The sequence below is a fragment of the Streptomyces sp. HP-A2021 genome (assembly GCF_022807935.1).
Taxonomy (GTDB): Bacteria; Actinomycetota; Actinomycetes; order Streptomycetales; family Streptomycetaceae; genus Streptomyces; species Streptomyces afghaniensis.
Genome location: NZ_CP094344.1, coordinates 9356697 through 9376904, shown reverse-complemented (window position 1 = coordinate 9376904; position 20208 = coordinate 9356697). Strand labels below are relative to the sequence as shown.

The following is a 20208-nucleotide window of genomic DNA, read 5'->3' as shown; positions in this document are numbered from 1 at the left end:
GGAGATCGCCCGCCGCCGTCCTCTTCCTCGCGTCGTCTGAGTCCTCGTACATCACCGGGGCAACCCGCCCCGTCGACGGCGGCCACACCGCCTTCCAGCACCGGCCCACACGGTTCCCAGACACAGAAGAAGGACACGACATGAACGCGCTTGCGGCACCACCCCGAAACGGAGAGCTCGGCTTCTGGATGGCCCAACTGGCCGACAAGAAGCCCTCGTTCCCCCGTCTCACCGGCCAGGACTCCGTCGACGTGGCCATTGTCGGCGGCGGCTACACCGGACTGTGGGCGGCGTACTTCGCCAAGAAGCTCGAACCGTCGCTCTCGGTCGCCGTCTTCGAGGCCGAGCAGGTGGGCTACGGCGCGTCGGGGCGCAACGGTGGCTGGCTCTCGGCCATGCCGCCGGGAAACCGTGCCACCTTCGCCCGCGCCGGCGGAGGGCTGGAGGCGAGCCGGGCGCTGCAGCAGGAGTTCGTCGCCGGCGTCGACGCGGTCCTGGACATCCTTGAGGCCGAGGGGATCGATGCCGATCAGCACAAGGGCGGAGCGCTCGTCGCCGCCCACACGCGGGCGGGGCTGGGCCGGCTTGTCACCCGGCGTGATGCCGAACTGAAGTACGGGCTGACCGACGACGAGGTCCACCTGCTCGACCGGGACGAGTTCCAGTCCCGGATCAACATCTCCACCGTCCACGGCGGGCTCTTCTACAAGCACTGCGCGCGGATCCACCCCGCGAAACTCGTCTACGGCCTCGCCGACACCCTGACCTCCATGGGCGTCAGGATCTACGAGAGCAGCCGCGTGGACCGTGTCGAGGGCAAGACCCTCACCCTGGCCGACGGGCGTGTCACCGCGGCCAAGACGTTCATCTGCACCGAAGGCTATTCGGGACAGCTGCTGGGCCGCCGGAGCCTGATCCCGGTCAATTCCTCGATGATCGTGACCAAGCCCCTGCCGAAGGAGGCGTGGCAGCAGATCGGCTGGGACGGGCCCCAGTGCCTCAACGACTCCGCTCACACGTTCATCTACTCCCAGCGGACGTCGGACGGCCGTATCGCCATGGGGGGCCGTGGTGTCCCCTATCGCTTCGGGTCCGGCACTGGGGGAGCCGGTGCGACCGCCCAGTCCACCATCGACCTGATCTCGCACAAGCTCAGTACCTTCTTCCCGGGCATCCCCTTCGAGGTGGATCACGCCTGGTCGGGAGTCCTGGGCGTCACGCGGGACTGGAACGGCGGCGTGCACTGGGACCCGGCATCCGGGGTCGGATCGTCCACCGGCTACGCGGGACACGGTGTCACGGCGGCCTATGTCGGCGGCAGGACTCTCGTGGAGCTCGCCTTCGAGAAGGAAACCGAACGGACCACGCTTCCCTGGGTGGGCCACCGGGCGCCGAAGTGGGAACCGGAGCCCATCCGCTGGCTGGGTGTTCATGCCATGTACCGGCTCTTCGGTATCGCCGACCGGTGGGAAGAGCGCAGGGGCTCCAGCAAGACCTCACTCCTGGCCCGATTCGGCAGCCGCCTCGCCGGACTCCACGAGTAGACGAAAAGGAAACTGCTCTCATGGACGCACAACTCGCAGTCATCGGCCTGGGCAGCATCGGGAGCATGGCCCTGTGGCAGGCCTCCCGGCTGTCCGGCTCGGTGGTGGGCTTCGAGGCAGCCACCCCTGCCCACGGCCGCAGTGCCGTGGGCGGGGACACCCGCCTGTTCCGCATGATCTACCTCGGGAGGCCCGAGTACTACCCCATCATCGAACGCTCCCGCAGCCTCTGGGCCGAGCTCGAAGCCGAAACCGGGCAGCAGGACATCCTCACGCCTACCGGGGGCCTGTCCATCGGGACAGCGAACGGCAGCTACATCAACAGCCTCCTCGAGGCAACGCGCATCACCGGAGCCGAGCACTACGTCCTCAGCCGGGAGGAGATGGCCGAACGCTACCCGCAGCACAACCTCCGCCCCGACGACTGCGCCGTCTACGACCCCCACGGCGGCGTTCTGCGCACCGACCGCGCCGTCAGCGCCGCCATCTCGGCGGGCCAGGCGAACGGTGCCACCGTTCTTCAGAACACACCCGTGGACAGCATCACCGAAACCGACCATGGCGTCGTCGTCACCTCGGGCGACAGAACCTGGACGTTCGAGAAGGTCATCGTCGCCTCGGGCGGCTGGTCCCGAAAACTCATGCCCGACCACCTCAAGGCCGTCACCGAAACCCATCGTCTCGTCCTGACCTGGTTCATCGCCCAGGACGGCACACAGTTCTCGCCGGAGAACTTCCCCGCCTTCAGCCGGTGGTACGAGGATCGCTCCATGTACGGCGCACCCGCCGTCGACGGCGTGACGGTCAAGGCATCGGTGGACGGACCGCTGGCCGGGCGCGCAAGGGCAACCCCCGACCCGGACTCCGTACCCAGGGAACTCACCCGGGAAGAAGTCGAAAAGGTCACCGAGATCGTCACCGAATTCTTCCCCGGCCTGATCCCCACCATCGCGCGCTCGGACGCCTTCCCCGACCTGTTCACCGAGGACAGGCATCCCCTCGTCGGCCGGCTGGACGAGAACAGCAGGATCTACTGTGCCACCGGGTTCTCCGGAAAGGGCTTCAAAATGGCGACCGGCTATGGCCACATCGCCGCACACGAGGCGCTCGGCAAACAGACCATGGAAGGCCTGGACTTCGTGCGTCCGGACCGGTTCAAGACCAGGTAACCGCCCACTCCTGCCGCCTCGGCGCAATGGCCTCGGTATCGCCATCCGGCTGACGGTCGTTGCAGGACTCAACTCTTGATGTCCCGCAACGGTGCCGAGAACCAGCCGTATGCCGAACGCGCCCTCTGGGCCGTCCTCGCCCCGGCCGCCGTCCTGGGGCCCTGCTCGGGGCGCTCGCGGTCACGGCGGCCGGTGGAGTACGCATCCCGCGGCTGAGGCGGCGGGCGTCGGCCCACCCCGGAGTGCATACGGACCATCCCAGCGGGACGGCGCAGACGGTGTCGGAACGACCGCGTACGCCCGTACTCACACAACCCAGGAACAGACGGACACCACCATGTCCGATCTCATCTCCCGCGCCCTGACCCGCCGAACCGTCCGGACGACCCAAGCCTTCACGCGAGCGGACCTGGAAGCATCTGTCACCGCTGCTGCGGCTGCTGATCCTTACCCAACTCACCTCCGGTATCGGCTCCTTCGCCGTTCTGCCGTTCCTCGCCGAGCACCTCGGCACCGCGCTCGGCATGGCGGGATGGATGGTCGGCTTCGTCCTGGGTCTGCGCACCTTCAGCCAGCAGGGCCTCTTCGTAGTCGGCGGCACACTCGTCGACCTCCCCCACTCTCGGCTTCGCTCGAGCGGGAGGGACCCCCATCGGCGTACGCCCGATCGTGCTGGCCGGCTGCGGGCTGCGGGTCGCCGGATTCGCATGGCTGGGGTACGCGGAACAGACCTGGACGGTGATCGCGCGGTGCTCCTCATCGGCTTCGCCGCCGCGCTGTTCTCACCGGCGGTGGAGTCCGAAGTGGCCCGGCAGGCGGTGATCAGGGAGGAGGAGGGCCACGGTTCACGCACTCGGGTGCTGGCTCTGCTGAGCGCGGCCGGACAGGCCGGTGCCTTCATCGGCCCGCTGCTCGGCGCCCTGCTGCTCGCCGTGGACTTCCGCACCACCTACCTCGCCGGAGCCGCTGTTTTCGTCCTCGTCCTGGCCGGGCACATATGGCTGATGCCGCAGCACATCCCCGGCCGGGTGCGCACCCGACAGCGGGGCGGCACGCGCGCACTGCTGCGCAACCGCAGCTTCCTCGCCCTGTGCTGCGCCTACGGCACCTACCTGCTCGCCTACTACCAGCTCTACCTCGCCCTGCCGGACGAGGTGCGGCGCGCGACCGGCTCCCAGGCGGCCCTGTCCTGGCTGTTCGCCCTGTCCTCCCTGCTGGTCGTCTGCGCCCAACTGCCCCTCGCGCACTGGGCAGGTGACCGGCTCGGCCTGCGCCGCTCAATGATCGCCGGGCTGCTGCTCATCGCGGCCGGTTTCGGGGTCGTGGCCGCCGCCCGGCCCGCCGGCTGGACGGGGGTGGCGGGGTTGTTGCCCGCCGCCGGGTACGTCGTTCTGCTCACCCTCGGACAGATGCTGGTCGTCCCCGCCGCCCGTGCCTGGGCGCCCGACCTCGCCGAGGACGGCCGCATCGGCCTCTACACCGGCGCGCTGTCCTCCGTCTCCGGCCTGATCGTCCTCATCGGCAGCTCAGTCACCGGCTCCCTCCTCGACCTCCCGGCCGCCGTCCCATGGCTCATCCTCGCCGCCGTCCCCGCCCTGGCGGTGGCACTGCTGCCCCACCACCCGAAGAAGGCCGAGAGCACCTCAGGCGCGGAGCCGGCTGCCTCGGCGACCTGACCACCCCACCGATGTGTCCGTCAAAGCGGAACAAACTCCCGGACAGCGGGTGGCGGGCTGCTCCCCCCTGCGCGGCGGCATCGTTGACGACCGCCGACACCGTCGTGACTCCGAAGGGCGCCGACTCGGCGGCGTGGGCCGCGGCGATCGACCTGATCCGTGAGGCGGTTGATCACGCAGACGGCGGACAGCTGCCCGATGGAAGCGGCGCGGACGACGTCCTCGCCTCATGGATCGCCGACGTTCCGCTGGGGCCAACCCCACGGGGAGCGCACAGCGATCTCCAGGACGTCGCGGACCATGGACGGTCAGCAGGTCCGTTGGTGGGGGAAGCCCGGTATGTAGGCCCTCCAGTCTCGGCCGGACAAGCCGCTTCCTGCCCGGGCGCACACAGCTTTGGCTACCAGGTCGGGGGCTACAGGGTAGGTGCGCGGTGGGGTGTGGTCGCCACGGACTGTGAGTGTGGCTCCGTCGCGGCTGAAAGCGAGGGAGCCCACCTGGTCCCCGGATGTAAGCAGACCGTCTCCGAGAGGCCTTGTCGTCGTCGTATCCCACAGCCGCACGGTGCTGCCGCCCGCAACGGCCAGGATGCGGCCGTCGGGTGAGTAGGCGAGTGCTGAGACCGCCTGGGGGGCTTTGTTCTCCCTGCCTGCGGAGAGAGCATCGAACATGGCGAAGCGGTGCTTGAGCGGGCGGTCCCAGATGGTCACCCACCCGTACTCGTCACCGACCGCAATCCGGTCCCTGTGCACCGGGTCAGCAGCAACGGAGGTCAGGCGGGTGGTGACTTGGCCTCCGGGTTCCACGGGCGAAGATGCATCCTCCGAGGCCTGGACTCTCCAACCAGGATCCACGGCGTCACCCAGGTACAGGGAGCGCACGACGGGTGTTGAGGCGGGCTGCTGCTCTATGTACCGGATCACTTTGTGGCGCGGTTCCAGCCGCACGTCCGAGACGATTCGGCCGTGCAGCGGGTATCGGTAGACCGGCTTGCCGGGGTTGCTGAGCCGCCGTACCAGGATGGCCCCTCTATCTGCGTGGGTAAGGAAATCTCCATCGGCCGTCACGGTGACGGGAGAGTGTGGGGATGTGCGGACGGGCGGCCCCTCTTTACCGGTTCGCACGTCCCAGGTACGTATCCGGGAGCCGGTGACGACGATCAGGCGTTCCTTGCCCGGATACAGGGGGTACGGCTGGACGACGTCGGGGGGACGCGGGCCACAGGACAGGCGAACGGCGAGGGCCAAGGGGCCCGTGCTGCGGAAGCGGCGCTCAGAGCTGCCGTCCCATAGTTGGAGTTCGCCGGAAGGCGTGCACTCTGCCTGATGCTTCCGGCCCTCGCGCGAGGTACCCGAGGTCTGCGCGGATCCGTGCGGCGGCAGTCTGCGGTGCCGTCGCAGATCCCACAAGGCTGTCAAGCGGCCGTTGTCGTCATGCAGAAAGAGCATGTCGTCTGTGGGCCCGAAGCTCACCGTGCCGTCGGTCAACGTAAACGGAAGCTGGGTCGCCGCGCCGGACGTAGCGTCTCTCAGCTGCCATCTGCCCGCCGCGAAAAGCAGCAGCCGCCGCCCGTCGGGAGAGATGCGGAACAAGTCGTCGTCCTTCCCGACGTGCACGGAACGGATGAGCCGATGCGTGCTCAGGTTCCACAGCCGTACCCGTCCGGCGCCACCGGAGACCAGCATGTCGCCGTCGTTGCTCAAGAAAGGGCCCATGACAGGGTCATTGACAGCCGTGCCGGGCTCCGTGAAGGCGTCCTGCTCGGGCTGGGTCAACGCACTCATCAGGGCAGCCCTGGCTTCCAGGGTGGGGCTGATACGCCAGGCTGCGACGCTCAGCCGCAGCGCGGTCTGCGGGTCGGCATAGCGCAAGCTCTCCGCGGCCGACGCGACCCGCCGGGATGTCGCCTCAGCCAGCCGCCGCTCGCCGATGCGATTCCACTGCCAGGCCACCAAACCTGCGATCACCACTAGTGCAGCAGCTATGCACAGGGCCGTCCTCAGTCGACGAAGCCGCTGCGCCGCCCGGCGAGTCGCCCACTGCTCGTGGTCGCGAGCGTCAAGGCTGGCTGTGAGAAAGGCGTGCTCCAGACCTGTGAGCTCCCGGCGCTCCAGATACTCGTCGGCGGCGGTCAGGCGGCTGCCCCGGTACAAGGCGCCTGGATCTCGGCCCAGTTCCTCCCAATTCCGGGCTGCTTCGGTCAGTCCCCGGTGCAGACGCAGGCGTTCGCGGTTCTCGTCGATCCATCCGCCCAAGCGCGGCCAGGCCGCGATGAGGGCTTCGTGCGCGAGGCTGAGCGTCTGCCCGTCAAGTGTCACGAGGCGGGCCTTGACCAGCCGCTCCAGAACCTCACCGGTGGCGGCGAAGGCGTCTGCGTTGGCCGGGTCCAATTCCTTGAGCGACACGGGCCGGCAGGTGTTCTGCACGCCTTCTCCGGGAGTGATCAGCCGCAGAAGGATGAGCCGGGCTGCTCGGGCCTCGTGGGTGGACAGGCGAGTGTAGAGCTGCTCCGCAGTCTGGGCGAGAGCGCCCGCAACGCCTCCGGCGGCTTTGTAGGCCGTCAGGGTGAGGGCGCGTCCCTTGCGTCGGCGCCAGGTCTCCAGCAGGGCGTGGGACATCAACGGCAGCCCGCCGGGTTTCTCGGTGACGTCCTTGATGATCTGTGCGGTCAGGTCCCGCTCGACGATCAGACCGGCGGCAGCTGCGGGCCTGACGATCGCCTGGCGTAGTTCGGTGGGACTCATGGGTCCGACGAGCAGAGTGGCGCGGCGCAGTGCCGCGGCCCATGCATGGTGCTCGGCGCAGTGGCCGAAGAAGTCCGCGCGTACCGCGATCACGGCCCGTACGTTGTTCTCCGGGTCCGTCGCGGTCAGCAGCAGGTCCAGGCAGGCCCGTCGTTCAGCGGGATCGGCGCAGAGGCTGAACAGCTCCTCGAACTGGTCGACTATGACGACCGTGTCCCCGCGCTCATCGCTCGCCTTCATCACGGCGGCGAGGGCGGACAGGGGCCGGGGACCGGGAGTGAGGATGCGGATCGCCGCCGGCCGCCTATCCGTGGCTGCCTCGCTCCGCAGCAGAGGAATCAGTCCCGCACGCAGCAGAGAGGACTTACCACTCCCAGAAGCCCCGACGACAGCGACCAGACGATGGGCATGCACCCACTCGGCAAGCTGAGCCGAAAGCTGGTCCCGGCCGAAGAACATTTCAGTGTCGGCAGCTTCGAAGCGGGCCAACCCACGGTAGGGCGCAGTCTGTGCATCCTCCCCGTACTGCGGTTCGGCGGCCACCTCCCGGGCCGCCGCGTGCCAGCGATCTTCCCACTCCGAGACATCAGCACCGCACGCTTGCACATAGGCCAGTACCACCGCGAGGGACGGCAACCTCTCCCCCGACGCCGCCCGTGACAGGGTGGCCGCCGAATACGACGTGCGCTGCGCCAAGACCCGGTAGGTGAGAGCCCCGCCTTCTCGACGCAGTTTGCGCAACTCGAAAGCGAACGCCTGAACCGGGCCTGCCGCCGGGTCCAGCTCGCGTTCACTACGGCCCATTCCGCCCCCGCCCATCCGTCGGTACAACGTCGAGCCTCACGCCCGCTTCCTGACGCAGCTTGCGCAGCTCGAACGCGAACCGCTGAACCGGACCCAGCCCCGGATCGACGTCCGCCTCCGGACGCCCCGTGTCGCTTCCTTCTCCCCGTGCCGCCCCGTGACCTGCAGCGGCGTCTCATCCCAGCACGCGCCCCACCACCGCGAAAGACACCATCTCGCCAACCCGGGCTTGTGACCTGCTTTGTTTCACGCCCGGGGCCCGGCTGTGCAACAACCCTCAGTCCTATGAACTCGATGCCGAACCAACCGAACGGCACGCCCCGGGATCCGACGGCGTGCCGCCGTGGGCACAAGCCGTGCCCGTGAATCGAAGGTCGGATCTGCGCCATCAGCCGTGTGGCAGGTGGCTACCGTTGAAAGGTGATTTCCCATGCGGACATCGCACAAGTTCGGCCTGGCAGCGTCGGCCGTGGTGCTCGGCTTGGCCGGCACCCTCACCACCACCGCCTCGGCGTAGCCTCAGGTGGCGGCGGCGCCGTCCGACTGCCCGAAGTACTACTTCTGTGGTTACAAGCAGGCGAACTTCAAGGTCCTGGCCTTCAAGTTCAAGGACTGCTACCTCCAGGAGATCCCCGACGGCCTGAACGGCGGCGGGTCCTGGTACAATAACCAGTCGGCCGGGACGAAGGCCCGCATGTACGACAAGAACAAGAGGCTCATCTACACCACCCCGGGCGCTCCTTCTTCGGATGCGCGAGCCGACTGGCGTCCCGTGTGGTACGTCGACGGCTGCTGAAGCGTTTCGTCCAGACCAGCTGATCGCTGAATGAACGGTTCGCAACCGTTGCTGTGCGACGGTCTCATGGCAGGTGCCGGACCGGATGGTACTGGCGAAGTGTGCCTCACCAAGAACGGTCGGCACATGGAACACCGCGCCCGTTACCAGTGACGAGGCACGCCGGCACCCCAGCCCAACTGTCGGGACGCTGGTGGTAAATCTGGAACCTGCATGACGACGGCCTGTGCGACCCCGTAGGGGTTGTGCAGGCCATCGTCGTCCCGGACGAGATGCGAGAGCGTCACCGCTACGAGGTCGGCCGAGCTCAGCCGCGGCACGCCGTCGAATCGGGCGTGCACGCCGCCACTGCCTGGCCCGACACACCGCCGAGCAGAGCACCGGATGTCGAGGAAAACGGTCAGGGCGCCATCGGGGCCGGCAGCGCTGGTGCTGGTGTCGACAACCTCGTGCGGGACGGGCGCGCACTGGCAAGGTTCCCCCTCCAGGGCTTCGATCTGCCTCGCCCAGTACTTCGCATCCCGCCATTCACCGCGGCGCAGGTGCATGAGGTAGAGGCAGATGGCACCGGTGGCCTGGCCGCCCCCGGCGGCGAAACTGGAGCCAGAACTGGGCGCCTTCTTCCCGGTCTGCCAGGAGCAGACGACCCGGCTGTGGGACCCGTCCACACGGGAGTGCGTCCGCGTGGTCGCTGGAGCTGCCGCTCGTTGGCGCCGGCGTCACCGGCCTCGAAGAGACGGTCTGCCCAGCGTGGCGGGAGGGCCTGGGTGATGTCGCGGACGCGGGCGTCGTCGGTCGTGCCCGGCGCGGCGGTGAACCCGAACGATGCGCGAGTGGAGACGACCAGGCCGCCGGTGCTCGCGGCCCCCTTCTTCGCCTTCGCCCGGATCTGCGGCTGCCACCGCCTCTTGACCTCACGTTCTATGCGCTCGCGCAGGTCCCGGCGGGGCCGCTTGAGCTTGCCCGCGACGTACCGCTCCACGGTGCGCTGGGACACCGCGAGGAGATCGGCGACCGGCCTGGTGCCTTTCTCGTGCGTAATGCGTACACACCTTGTTCATCGATGCCGCGGGCCCCCCCGAACGGATCGATATCAGATCGCGTGAGGTGGTCGCCCCCTGGCACGCTGCCCCCATGGATCACGCAGAAGTACTGCTCATCGGCGGACGAGCTGGCGTCGGCAAGACGACGGTGGGGTGGGAGGTTTCGGCGCTGCTGCGCTCCGAGGCGGTCGCTCACGCGATCATCGACGGTGACTTCATGGGCCAGGTGCATCCAGCTCCAGTGGGAGACCCCCACCGCGCGGAGATCACCGAGACCAATCTATCTGCCGTGTGGGCGAACTTCGCCCAGCGCGGCTACCGACGCCTCATCTACACGAACACCATGAGTGTGCTGCCGGAGGCGACGAGCATGTTTGAGCGTGCCATGGGGGGCGGAGTGGGGATCACACGAGTCCTGCTTACCGCCTCGGATACCACCGCCCGGGAGCGGCTGGTGGGACGAGAACTCGGCTCAGAACTGGAGCAGGAGCTGGAAGGAAGTGCCCGCAAGGCACGGCTTCTGGACCAGCGGGCCCACGCAGAGACCGTGCGAGTGGCGACGGACGCACGGCTCGTCGTTGACATCGCGCGGGAGGTAGTGGCCGCCACCGGTTGGGCCGGGCCTCACTTCGCCCGCAGGGCGTGATCGTATTGATGGGCTGGTCCGGGAACCGGAATGGCGACCGATGATCATCGGTGTGTAGACAGAAGAGCAGTCGGTGCTGAGCGGGGGACCATCCCCGGGGGCGCGGGGAGCAGGGCCCTGCGCGGAGGGAGTCTCGGCAAGATGGACATCGCAGCCCTGGTGGTCTGGAAACGGCTGTCCGCACAGACCCCGTGGGTGTCGGCGCTCATGTCACTCTCCGACGCCCACGTGCGAGCAGTCACCGAGCGGCCCGTCACGGCCGTCCGCGACACCGCGGTACCGCGCGGTGAGGCTGCCCGCGCGGGCGCGACATCATGTGGGAGCTGCCCGGCTTCCGTACCGGCGATGCCCTGGCGTCAGCTGTCCTGACCGCAGCGGCGCCCACACGGATGGCCGTCTACGACCGCCGTGTCCAACACGCTCTGGACGACCTCGGCCTCACCCTCACTCGCGCACCGGGACGCTATGGCCGTTACATGCAGCTCCTCGACGACCTCCTCAAGCACGGCGGACCACGCACCGGCGGCTGGACCGGACGCGACAATGCCCTCACCAGCAGGGCCGACCGCGCATTTAGTGTCTGGCCAGGACCAACACGCCAACTCCTCGCGCACGCGAGGCTGGTCCCGCGGCCGGCACCGGAACGTTCGAGTCGAGACACTCCTCCCCGCGCCCGCGGGGATTCCGGGGCAGAGCCCGCCAAGGCCGGCTGATCTCTGCCTCACTGCCTGCCCCGACGGCCAGCCGTCCTGCTGTCGGGGCACGATGAACGTGCTGAGGATCGGGCGGCTCAGCGGAAGGCGGTGGCATTCTCCGCGGCCCATTGCTGAAACGTCCTGGCCGGGGCACCCGTGATCTGGGGAACGGTGTCACGCACCATGAGCAGCTCGTCGTTGACGTTGCCACCCGTCAGGTCGAGCACTGCGTCAGCGGCTTCGTCGCCCAGGAAGACGGCCATCTGACGATGGGCTTCCTGCCGGCTGATCTCGGCGAACGGCACTTCCCGCCCCAGCACTGCCGCGATGGCACCGACTTGCTGCCGAGCCGTGACCCTCTCCGGACCAGTCAGCGCATACGTCCGCTCTTGGTGGCCGGACTCGGTCAGTGCCACCCGAGCCACCGATGCGATGTCCGCCGGGTGGATCGTGGGGAGACCGATGTCCGCAAAGGGCACGCGGACCGTTTCGTGTTCGCGGATCGTTCCCGCCCACCACAGGGCATTCGAGGCGAACTGCGTCGGCCGCAGGATCGTCCACGTCATGCCGCTGTCCTTGAGCAGCTGCTCGACAGTCAGGTTCTCGCCGGCGGGGCCCAGGTGCGGATGGGTCTGGACGGTAATGGACGAGACCAGCACCACGTGTTCCACGCCTGCCCGCCTGGCCGCCTCGATGATCTCGGCGTCCGAACCCATGCGTGACACAAGGAACAGCGATCGGACCCCCTCCAACGCGGGCTTCAATGAGGCCGTCTCATCGAAATCACCTGCAACGGCTTCGACCCCTGCCGGGAACGCGGCCCGTGCAATGTCACGGGTGAGCCCCCTCAACTGTCCGGCGCCGAACGCCTGGAGCTCTTGCAAGAGGGCACTTCCTATATTCCCGGTGGCTCCGGTCACGAGGATCATGAGGACTTCTCCTGTCATCAAACGGTGATCAACGTGCCGTGACGTTAATACCTCAACCAAGCTTCAGATCAAGAAGGAACGGCAGGTGTCGCGAGCTGGGCACGTTCATCCGCGTACTTCTCCGGGCACGCAGACGAGTGCTGACAGCGGGGCCCGGTTCTCGGAAACTCGCAGGTAAAAAGCCTGCTCGCGCACCCAGGGGATGGTCCCAAGGCCGACGACCTCGCGGAGACCGTGAACGACTGCTCCCTACACACCGACGGGGTTGGTCCCACCGCGGCGACGTCCTGCGGCGCCCGCCGCTCATGCTCCCCGCGTCCGCAGGCGGCGGTCCTTCCCGGTCCGTTCCCGTCCGGGGCGGGCCCGGACGGGAACGGACCGGGCCCCGGGTCCTAGTACCAGGCGGTCTCGGCCAGGCGCTGGTTGTCGCAGAACAGCACCGCCTTGCTCTGCCGGCCGTTGAGGTTGTTGATCACCTTGGTGTAGGCGTAGTTGATGCCCGGGTCGACCGTTTCGAGCACCCACACGATCCCGGAATCGGTGAGGCGGTTGCTGTGTGCGGCGCAGCCCTGGGGCGCGTTCTCTATGCGGGCGAACGAGCCGCAGCCGGGGCTGTAGAAGTACTTCAGGGTGATGGTGCGCCCGCCGTACACCGCCGTCTTCGTCGCCCCGCCGGGCACGCCGGGCTGGTAGTAGCTCCCCGAGCAGGAGGTCTGCTCGGGGTAGAGGCCCTCGTTGGGGAGGGCGCCGTAGCCAACGCTCTGGATGGGGGCCGCCTGGGCCTGGAGCGGCGTCAGCGCAGCCAGGCCGAACGCGAAGGCGACGCCGAGCAGCGCGCGCCACCCCCGGCGGCCGGTCCCCCGGTCGGTCTTTCTGTTCCGTCTTGAGATCACGTTCGTCTTCCTCCTAGAGATCGAGGTCGCGAGGTGTCGCCGGGCCGTTTTCCAGGCTGTTCGCCCACGTTGTGAGCCGCCAGGTATTTACAGGTCATCTCAATTGGCTGGTCGGTAGCCTGCCGGGCCCGTAGGAGTCGCTGAATCCACCCGCGAAGCGTTCAGCAGCGCTCCCGCGCATCCAGACGGTAGCGGCCCGCCAGAACTCGGGTGCAGCCTTGAAAGGCCCGGGCGCCCCGCACCTCGCGCAATCCCATCTTCGATCTCCCCACTCCGCGCACTCGCACCGCTCGGACGCCCCTCGTCGACGGGCCGCCGAACGCAGGTACCCGTCCATCCGTCGCTTGCATGACAATGGGTGGTGGCCCGCCTGACCGACCGTCGGGCCGGACGGCGAACACCGGGTGGGACAGCGCTACGTGCGAGGACGCGGCCCACGGAGGACCGTGGTGCGGTTCGCGCAGGTGGATGAACACCAATCTGACACACCGTCGCTGATGCCAACCTCGTGCCCCAAATCCGGCATAGCGCAGCGGTAGACGATTCCGTGGGCGTCCACATGTCTCACGGATGGGCTTGTGGACGCCCAGTCGCCGGAGTCGTGAGTGCATGAACTTCAGGTGTGCCTCCGGGCTCCATTTCGGCATGGGCCAACCCGATGGGTTTGCCACCACCTGGTCCCACTCGCCGAAGCCTGGGACTCCGGAGCCTCCGCCTGGACCAAGCAACGCCGTGTCACCAACCGCCAACTACCTCGACGACGAGCGGCACCTCGAGGCAGTCAGCGCCCGCTCCGACCGGCAAAAGGCCGACCAAGACCCCACCACCTGGCTCGTGCCCGACAACCCCGCCGAACGCTGCCACTACCTGGCCAACTGGACCGCCGTGAAACTCCAGTGAGGCACAGAGGTCACCGTCAACCCCGTCCCCTGACACGCCAGCGGCGGGTTCTCGCACCGGAAGAGCGCGGGAACCCGCCGCAAGCGTTTCAGCCGGCGCAGCAGCGCCCGGCCACGGACGGGCACACGGCGCAGGAGCCGACTCGCAGCGCAGTCCAGCTCAAAGACGTTGGCCGTCCAGGGGGCGGGACGGCCCGCAGCAGCTCCCACAACGGCCGGGAGCCCGACGCCCAAACAGCCGGCGTCTGGCGCTCCACCACATGCAGCCGCTGCTGCCTGACGAAGTCCACGGCCGGCGCGGTCACCCGCCCGTTCGTCACGATCACCGCGACCGCCCAAGGGGCAGCATCGACGGCGCCCGGATCGCTCTGACCGAGTGCGCCGACGACGGCGAGCAGGTGCTCGCGAGCTGGCCGGAGGGCTCGTAGGTCAGCCACCGGCCAGGAGGCCCGGGTGGCGGGCGGGGACCTTCTTCACATCCGCCTCGACCTCGTGGCGCGCAGTTCCCTGCTCCTTCGCGCAATCCGTAACCGCGGCCTGGACGTCGCCGGCGAGGTCTCGCCAGGCCCGCCAAGCGGTCTCCCACGAGGTCTGCTGCTCGTCCGTCCAGGCGGGTCTGGGTAGGTGGACGGTACTGAATGATCATTCTTCGCTGGGCAGCGTAGGGACGGGCATCCGTCGGATTCGTCTAACTCTCCCTGGGAGCTAAATCGGTCGACAGGTACGTCTGCGGTCGCGAGAATCCGTGCCGTGATCTCTGCCCATCTGGTCGGCTGTCCCCGCAGTCGGGGCGCGTCACCCGGAGGGGCGTGTCACCCGGATCTGGAGGCATGTCGGTGAGGGGTGCTTTGCTTCCCGTGCTGTGGTTGTGCGGCCCGCCAGGAGTGGGTAAGACCACGGCCGCTTGGGCGATGTACTCCCAGCTCACGCGGGCCGGGATAGAGGCCGGCTTCGTCGACATCGACCAGCTGGGCATCTGCTACCCCGAGCCCGCGACGGATCCGGGCCGGCATCGAATGAAGGCGCGCAACCTTGATGCGGTGACCGCAGGGTTCAGGGCGGCCGGCGCGCGGTGTCTCATCGTTTCCGGCGTCGTCGATCCCGTCCGTGGAGTGCATGTCGACCAGATTCCGCAGGCCGCGGTGACGGTGTGTCGTCTGCGTGCGGACCGGGACGAGCTTCGGCAGCGGTTCACGGGCCGCGGTGGGCCTGCCGAGCTGATGGACGGAGTGTTGCGGGAAGCCGATGCCCTGGACGCGAGCAGCTTCGCGGACACGTGCGTTGACACCAGCGGCCTGCCGGTGCACGAAGTGACGCAGCTGGTCAGGGAGCGCACCGGTGGATGGCCGGCCCTCACTCCGGTCCAGCCGGGCGGCGCGGTCAAGCCGCCTACGGTCGCGGCGGTGACCGCACCGGACAGGAGCCCGGTCTCGGCGCAGGCGGCGTCTTTGGTTCATGATCCGGTTCTGTGGCTGTGCGGTGCGACCGGCGTCGGCAAGTCGACGGTCGGCTTCGAGGTCTACCAAAGGGTGCTGCGGGCCGGGGTCATGGCCGCTTATCTCGATCTCGACCAACTCGGCTTCTGCCACCCGGTTCCGAACGATGATCCCGGCAATCACCGGGTCAAGGCCCGGAACATGGCTGCTGTGTGGCGGACCTACCGGGCAGCTGGGGCTCAATGCTTGATCATGACCGGACCGGTTGAGGACGAGTCCGTGGCCAAGGCGTACGCCGATGCGCTGTCCGCGACGGACCTCACGGTATGCCGACTGCACGCCGGGCGGGATCAGCTGACCAGGCGGATCATGCTTCGCGGGCAAGGCGGTAGTTGGCTGCAGCCGGGCGACCCCTTGCTCGGGCAGTCCGGCACACGCCTGGTCCAGGCCGCCGACCAAGCGGTGGCATCCGCCACCGCTTTGGAAGCCGCCGCGATCGGCGATTTGCGCATCGACACCGACGCGCACACCATCGAACAGATAGCGGACGCGGTCCTCGCCCAGGTCGTCTTGCCGGGCCTCCGTACCCCGTGATGTCTCACGCTGCCATCGAGCCGCCGACGCAAGCGTGGACGGCGCGGGCGCAGTCACCGATGGTGACCTGGATACGGCAGCGCGAGGCGCTGATCAACGCCGGCGAGGTGGACATCGCCCGGATACCGCGGCGCCGCCCTGCGAGCCCGCCGGCGCGGGAGAGGCGCCGGTGCCGTCGGCCTGCGGCGGCGACCGACTGACGTCCCCGATACCGCCGGGCCGGCAATGGCCGGGGACGGCCGAGGCCTCCCGCCGGCCCGGTGCCTGCGCTACCGCGGCACCGACGACTTTCGCGCGCGTGCAGCACGGCCGTACAACACAGCCTCGCTGCACCCGTCCTGCTGCAGCGAGCCGTTACCGCTGCTGAGAGTCGGCTCCTGCATGCTGCACGTCGGCTGCCAGAGCCGCCGCTGCACGATTCCCCGGACGATCCTCACGTCAAGCGGTTGCCCGCCTCCTCGGCCCAGGCCGCGCGGACCAGCCGGCCAACCGTGATCGCGCTCCGGTCGGAGGCCATCCCGATTGCGGCGTGCACGGGCTCCGGCTTTCCCTTCGGAGTTCCCGACGGGCCGCCGGCGCGACGCGTGCCCCAGGCTCTCGGGCTCGATCCGAACGGGCAATGCGGCCAAGGAGGCGAATGGGAAGAACTTTGCGCTTGAAGGGATAGAACATCACTCTGGCTTGTCGTCCTCCGACAACGCTGCCACCGGGCGCGCGAAGACCTCGCGGGCCACCTCGATGAACGCCTGCGCGGCAGGCGAGAGCGGCCCACGCCGCCACATCAGCCAGACCGGCCGGGCAAGGCGCGGACGGAGCGCCAGCGCCACCGCGCCGCGCCGCGCCGCCTCCTCGGCGAGAGAGCGCGGCAGTAGCGTCGCCCCCGCTCCGGCCAGCACCAGGGGGACGACCGCGGCCTGATGAACCGTCTCCACCGCGATGCGTGGACTGCGCCCCTCTCCGCCCAGCGCCTGATCCATCAGAGCCCGGGTCGCGGTGCCGCGCGCGGTCGCCACCAGGTCCATCCGGGCCACCTCACCGAGCTCCACCGGTCCGGCCTGGGGAAAGCGGTCGGACCGTGGCACCACCGCCAGCACCTCCTGCCGGCACAGCTCCAAGGTCTCGACGGCCGTGCCGTGCGTCCTCACATCGGCCAGCCCCAACTCACACTCGCCGGTACGCACCACGTCCGCGACCGCCGCTGCGTGCGGCGGCTCGACGATGACGATGTCAATCGCGGGATGGCGCCGGCGGAAGGCCCCGGCGAGGTCCGCCAGCGGATCGACCGCCAGCGTCGTCGGCGCGACGATGTCCAGCGTGCCGCCCGCCAGTCCGGCGATGGTGCGCACCACCGACCGAGCAGTCTCCAGATCGCGCATGATCTGCCGGGCCGGCTCCACGAACGCCACGCCCGCCGAAGTCAGCATGACTCCGCGACCGAGCCGGTGGAAGAGAGGGGTGCCCAGTTCCCGCTCGAGCAGGCGGATCGCGTGCGACAGCGACGGCTGCGCCACACGCAGGGTGTGGGCGGCGCTGGTGAAGCTCCGGTGCGCGGCTACGGCGAGAAAGTACTCGACTTGGCGACGTTCCATAGAATCGTTCTATCGCTCGGCAGAACATGCCGCCATCAATCGTGCCGCTGGTTCTGCGCACGCCCGACCGGTCCGGCGGTCGAGCCCGCTGTCGCCGGTCGTCCAGGCGTTTGTGGATCTGGCGTCCTCACCGCCGCGGTCTGGGGCCATGGAGGTATAGAAGCTTTCTATTGCCTCCATTGAAAACCGGTTCACCATCATTCAGGGCGCCTTGTTGACCGCCGTCGGAGGCCACTGACACTTTGACTGCGTCGCACGTAGAGGCATTCCAGGCCGCTGAAGCACAGCTGCATTGCGCCCGTAATTCAGCCGTGCCAATAGGGTGTGACATTTTCCGGCCGGGCATGAATCGGAGAAATACATGACTGAGTTCGACGCCGGTCGGCACATACTTCCGCGGCCGGATACCCGTCCGCCCCTGACGACCGCCATGGACGTCCACGATCAGGAGACGCCCTTCACCCCGGTCGGCCCGGTCCCTCCGCCCGATGGTGCCCCGAATGTGGTGATCGTGCTCGTCGACGACCTCGGGTTCGGCACCTCCAGCGCGTTCGGCGGCCCGTGCGAGATGCCCGCCGCGGACCGACTCGCGGACAACGGGCTGCGCTACACCCGCTTCCATGTGACGGCGCTGTGCTCGCCGACCCGGCAAGCCCTGCTGACCGGCCGCAACCATCACTCGGTGGGCATGGGCGGCACCACCGAGATGACCACCGCGGCCCCCGGGTACAACGGATTCAGGCCGCGCAGTGCGGCGACCATGGCCCAGATCCTGCAGGGCAACGGCTACAGTACGGCCGCCTTCGGCAAGTGGCATCAGACCCCGCCGCGGGAGATCAGCGCGGTCGGGCCGTTCGACCGCTGGCCGACCGGGGAGGGTTTCGACACCTTCTACGGGTTCATGGGCGCCGAGATGAACCACTGGTACCCGCTGCTGTACCGAGGCACCACTCCGGTCGAGCCGGACCGCCGGCCGGAGGACGGTTACCACCTGTCCGAGGACCTTGTCGACCACGCCATCGACTGGGTGCGCACTCAGCGCACGTTGACTCCCGGCCGGCCGTTCTTCACCTACCTCGCGCTCGGCGCCGCGCACGCACCGCTGCACGTAGGCCCCGAATGGCAGGAGAAGTACCGCGGAAGGTTCGACCACGGCTGGGACCGGCAGCGCGAGGTGACCCTGCAGCGGCAGAGGGAACTCGGCGTCGTGCCCCCGGAGACGGAGCTCGCCCCGTGGGCGGAGGGTGTTCCCCACTGGGACGAACTCACCGACAACCAGCGCCGGCTGGCGGCCAGATTCATGGAGACGTTCGCCGGCTTCACCGAACACGCCGACGTGCAGGTCGGCAGGTTCCTCGAGGCACTGGAGGAACTCGGCGAGCTGGATAACACAATCGTCCTCTACATCCTGGGCGACAACGGCGCCTCGGGCGAGGGGGGCCTCGAAGGGACGATCGTCGAGCACCGGCTGGGCCACGGCGTGGTGGACGACCCGGACGAGATGATCGACCACATCGACGAGATCGGCGGCCCGCTCAGCTACCCGATCGCCCCGGCGGGATGGGCACTGGCGCTGAACACTCCCTACCAGTGGACCAAGCAGGTGGCCTCGCATTTCGGCGGCACCCGGGACGGCATGATCCTGCACTGGCCGCGGGGAGTCTCCGAGCGCGGAGGGCTGCGGCACCAGTTCTCACATGTGATCGACGTCCTGCCGACGATCCTGGACTGCGTGGGGATTCCAGCACCGTTCAGCGTGGACGGGGTCGCACAGCAGCCCATCGAGGGCACGAGCATGCGGCAGACGCTCGCCGATCCCGACGCGCCCGAGCATCGCCGTACCCAGTACTTCGAGATGTGCGGCAACCGGGGCATCTACCACGACGGCTGGATGGCGGTCACCCGGCACGGCATCCCCTGGGAGATGGTGCCGGACAACGACCGGAAGTTCGCCGACGACGTGTGGGAGCTCTACGACCTGAGCAAGGACTGGAGTCAGGCGCACGACCTTGCCGCCGAACAGCCCGAGAGGCTGCGCCGGTTGCAGGACCTGTTCCTGATCGAGGCGGCGAAGCATCAGGTTTTCCCCCTGGACGACCGCGTCACCGAGCGGGAGAACCCGGCCATGGCCGGCCGTATCGATCTGCTCGGCGACCGCTCCTGCGTCACCTACCGCGCGGGAATGCGGCGGTTCACCGAGGAGACCACACTCAACGTCAAGAACCGCTCGCACAGCATCACGGCCGACATCGAGCTGTCTCGGACGGCGGCCGAGGGCGTGATCATCGCGCAGGGCGGCCGGTTCGGCGGCTGGACCCTTTACTTCACCGAGGGCAGGCCGGCCTACGCGTACAACTACTTCGGCATGAACCTGTACACCGTGCGCGGGGGCGAGCCCTTGGCACCGGGACGGCACGAGATCCGGCTCGAGTTCGACTACGACGGCGGAGGGCTCGGCAAGGGCGGGAACGCCACGCTCCTGGTGGACGGTGAGAAGCACGCGAACGGACGGGTCGAGCAGACCATCCCGTACTACTTCTCGTTCGACGAGACGCTGGACGTCGGCGTGGACCTCGGCACACCGGTGACCGACGACTATCCCGTACTCGACAACGAGTTCACCGGGACCATCCACACGGTGCGCATCGACCTCGACGCCCAGAGCGCCGAGTCGTCCGAGTTCGACGGCGGACTGCACCGACGCGTCATGGGGGCACAGTGAACTGCTGTGCACCGTCCGGCGGTCCCGGT

At 68.5% G+C, this 20208-nt stretch carries 13 protein-coding genes and 3 pseudogenes; 10 read left to right on the top strand and 6 right to left on the bottom strand.

All coding sequences use genetic code 11. The features are described 5' to 3' along the window. Positions 1-140 precede the first annotated feature (140 nt). From MQE23_RS42195 to MQE23_RS42180, 4 genes and pseudogenes are all read left to right on the top strand, one after another. Positions 141-1544, top strand: a complete 1404-nt coding sequence (locus MQE23_RS42195) for an FAD-dependent oxidoreductase (protein WP_243382089.1) — start codon at positions 141-143, stop codon at positions 1542-1544. 20 nt (positions 1545-1564) lie between these two features. Further along, positions 1565-2713, top strand: a complete 1149-nt coding sequence (solA, locus tag MQE23_RS42190; RefSeq protein WP_243382087.1) for an N-methyl-L-tryptophan oxidase — start codon at positions 1565-1567, stop codon at positions 2711-2713. Positions 2714-2791: 78 nt separating this feature from the next. Further along, positions 2792-2929: a hypothetical protein gene (locus tag MQE23_RS43565; RefSeq protein ID WP_279345176.1), complete on the top strand. Its 138-nt coding sequence runs from the start codon at positions 2792-2794 to the stop codon at positions 2927-2929. A 121-nt stretch (positions 2930-3050) separates the two neighbouring features. Continuing rightward, a pseudogene (locus tag MQE23_RS42180) lies at positions 3051-4389 on the top strand (MFS transporter). 308 nt (positions 4390-4697) lie between these two features. On the opposite strand, the gene MQE23_RS42175 reads toward MQE23_RS42180, so the two are convergent. Continuing rightward, complete coding sequence (locus MQE23_RS42175; RefSeq protein WP_243382085.1) at positions 4698-7937, bottom strand: helix-turn-helix domain-containing protein; 3240 nt, start codon at positions 7935-7937, stop codon at positions 4698-4700. Between the two features lie 523 nt (positions 7938-8460). Here MQE23_RS42175 and MQE23_RS42170 point away from each other — a divergent pair. Next, positions 8461-8733, top strand: coding sequence for a hypothetical protein (locus tag MQE23_RS42170; RefSeq protein ID WP_243382084.1), 273 nt, complete (start codon positions 8461-8463; stop codon positions 8731-8733). A gap of 691 nt (positions 8734-9424) precedes the next feature. On the opposite strand, the pseudogene MQE23_RS42165 reads toward MQE23_RS42170, so the two are convergent. Further along, positions 9425-9763 (bottom strand): annotated as a pseudogene (locus tag MQE23_RS42165) (XRE family transcriptional regulator); the annotation flags it as partial. A 104-nt stretch (positions 9764-9867) separates the two neighbouring features. Here MQE23_RS42165 and MQE23_RS42160 point away from each other — a divergent pair. Together MQE23_RS42160 and MQE23_RS42155 are read left to right on the top strand one after the other, a co-directional pair. Beyond that, complete coding sequence (locus MQE23_RS42160; RefSeq protein WP_243382082.1) at positions 9868-10422, top strand: hypothetical protein; 555 nt, start codon at positions 9868-9870, stop codon at positions 10420-10422. A 141-nt stretch (positions 10423-10563) separates the two neighbouring features. Beyond that, the gene (locus MQE23_RS42155; protein WP_020272299.1) at positions 10564-10791 is read left to right on the top strand and encodes a hypothetical protein; all 228 of its coding nucleotides are present in this window, start codon (positions 10564-10566) and stop codon (positions 10789-10791) included. Between the two features lie 421 nt (positions 10792-11212). Here MQE23_RS42155 and MQE23_RS42150 read toward each other — a convergent pair whose 3' ends face one another. Both MQE23_RS42150 and MQE23_RS42145 read right to left on the bottom strand, forming a co-directional pair. Then, complete coding sequence (locus tag MQE23_RS42150) at positions 11213-12046, bottom strand: NAD(P)H-binding protein (RefSeq protein WP_243382080.1); 834 nt, start codon at positions 12044-12046, stop codon at positions 11213-11215. Between the two features lie 392 nt (positions 12047-12438). Beyond that, positions 12439-12939: a hypothetical protein gene (locus MQE23_RS42145; RefSeq protein ID WP_243382078.1), complete on the bottom strand. Its 501-nt coding sequence runs from the start codon at positions 12937-12939 to the stop codon at positions 12439-12441. A gap of 732 nt (positions 12940-13671) precedes the next feature. Between MQE23_RS42145 and MQE23_RS42140 the strand changes: the two genes are divergently transcribed. Then, positions 13672-13839: a hypothetical protein gene (locus MQE23_RS42140; protein ID WP_020272302.1), complete on the top strand. Its 168-nt coding sequence runs from the start codon at positions 13672-13674 to the stop codon at positions 13837-13839. 157 nt (positions 13840-13996) lie between these two features. On the opposite strand, the pseudogene MQE23_RS42135 reads toward MQE23_RS42140, so the two are convergent. Then, a pseudogene (locus tag MQE23_RS42135) lies at positions 13997-14170 on the bottom strand (restriction endonuclease); the annotation flags it as partial. A gap of 579 nt (positions 14171-14749) precedes the next feature. Here MQE23_RS42135 and MQE23_RS42130 point away from each other — a divergent pair. Continuing rightward, positions 14750-15868, top strand: coding sequence for a hypothetical protein (locus MQE23_RS42130; RefSeq protein ID WP_020272736.1), 1119 nt, complete (start codon positions 14750-14752; stop codon positions 15866-15868). Positions 15869-16539: 671 nt separating this feature from the next. On the opposite strand, the gene MQE23_RS42125 is transcribed toward MQE23_RS42130, so the two are convergent. Further along, on the bottom strand, positions 16540-17457 hold the full coding sequence (locus MQE23_RS42125; protein WP_020272738.1) for a LysR substrate-binding domain-containing protein: 918 nt from the start codon (positions 17455-17457) through the stop codon (positions 16540-16542). 361 nt (positions 17458-17818) lie between these two features. Between MQE23_RS42125 and MQE23_RS42120 the strand changes: the two genes are divergently transcribed. Then, a complete protein-coding gene (locus MQE23_RS42120; protein ID WP_037669320.1) occupies positions 17819-20179 on the top strand; it encodes an arylsulfatase in 2361 nt (786 codons plus the stop codon). Positions 20180-20208: the final 29 nt, after the last annotated feature.

Coding starts and splice junctions, on each gene's coding strand:
- MQE23_RS42195 (WP_243382089.1), top strand. CDS start 141: ATGAACGCGCTTGCGGCACCACCCCGAAACGGAGAGCTCGGCTTCTGG.
- solA (WP_243382087.1), top strand. CDS start 1,565: ATGGACGCACAACTCGCAGTCATCGGCCTGGGCAGCATCGGGAGCATG.
- MQE23_RS43565 (WP_279345176.1), top strand. CDS start 2,792: ATGTCCCGCAACGGTGCCGAGAACCAGCCGTATGCCGAACGCGCCCTC.
- MQE23_RS42175 (WP_243382085.1), bottom strand. CDS start 7,937: ATGGGCCGTAGTGAACGCGAGCTGGACCCGGCGGCAGGCCCGGTTCAG.
- MQE23_RS42160 (WP_243382082.1), top strand. CDS start 9,868: ATGGATCACGCAGAAGTACTGCTCATCGGCGGACGAGCTGGCGTCGGC.
- MQE23_RS42155 (WP_020272299.1), top strand. CDS start 10,564: ATGGACATCGCAGCCCTGGTGGTCTGGAAACGGCTGTCCGCACAGACC.
- MQE23_RS42150 (WP_243382080.1), bottom strand. CDS start 12,046: ATGATCCTCGTGACCGGAGCCACCGGGAATATAGGAAGTGCCCTCTTG.
- MQE23_RS42130 (WP_020272736.1), top strand. CDS start 14,750: ATGTACTCCCAGCTCACGCGGGCCGGGATAGAGGCCGGCTTCGTCGAC.
- MQE23_RS42125 (WP_020272738.1), bottom strand. CDS start 17,457: ATGGAACGTCGCCAAGTCGAGTACTTTCTCGCCGTAGCCGCGCACCGG.
- MQE23_RS42120 (WP_037669320.1), top strand. CDS start 17,819: ATGACTGAGTTCGACGCCGGTCGGCACATACTTCCGCGGCCGGATACC.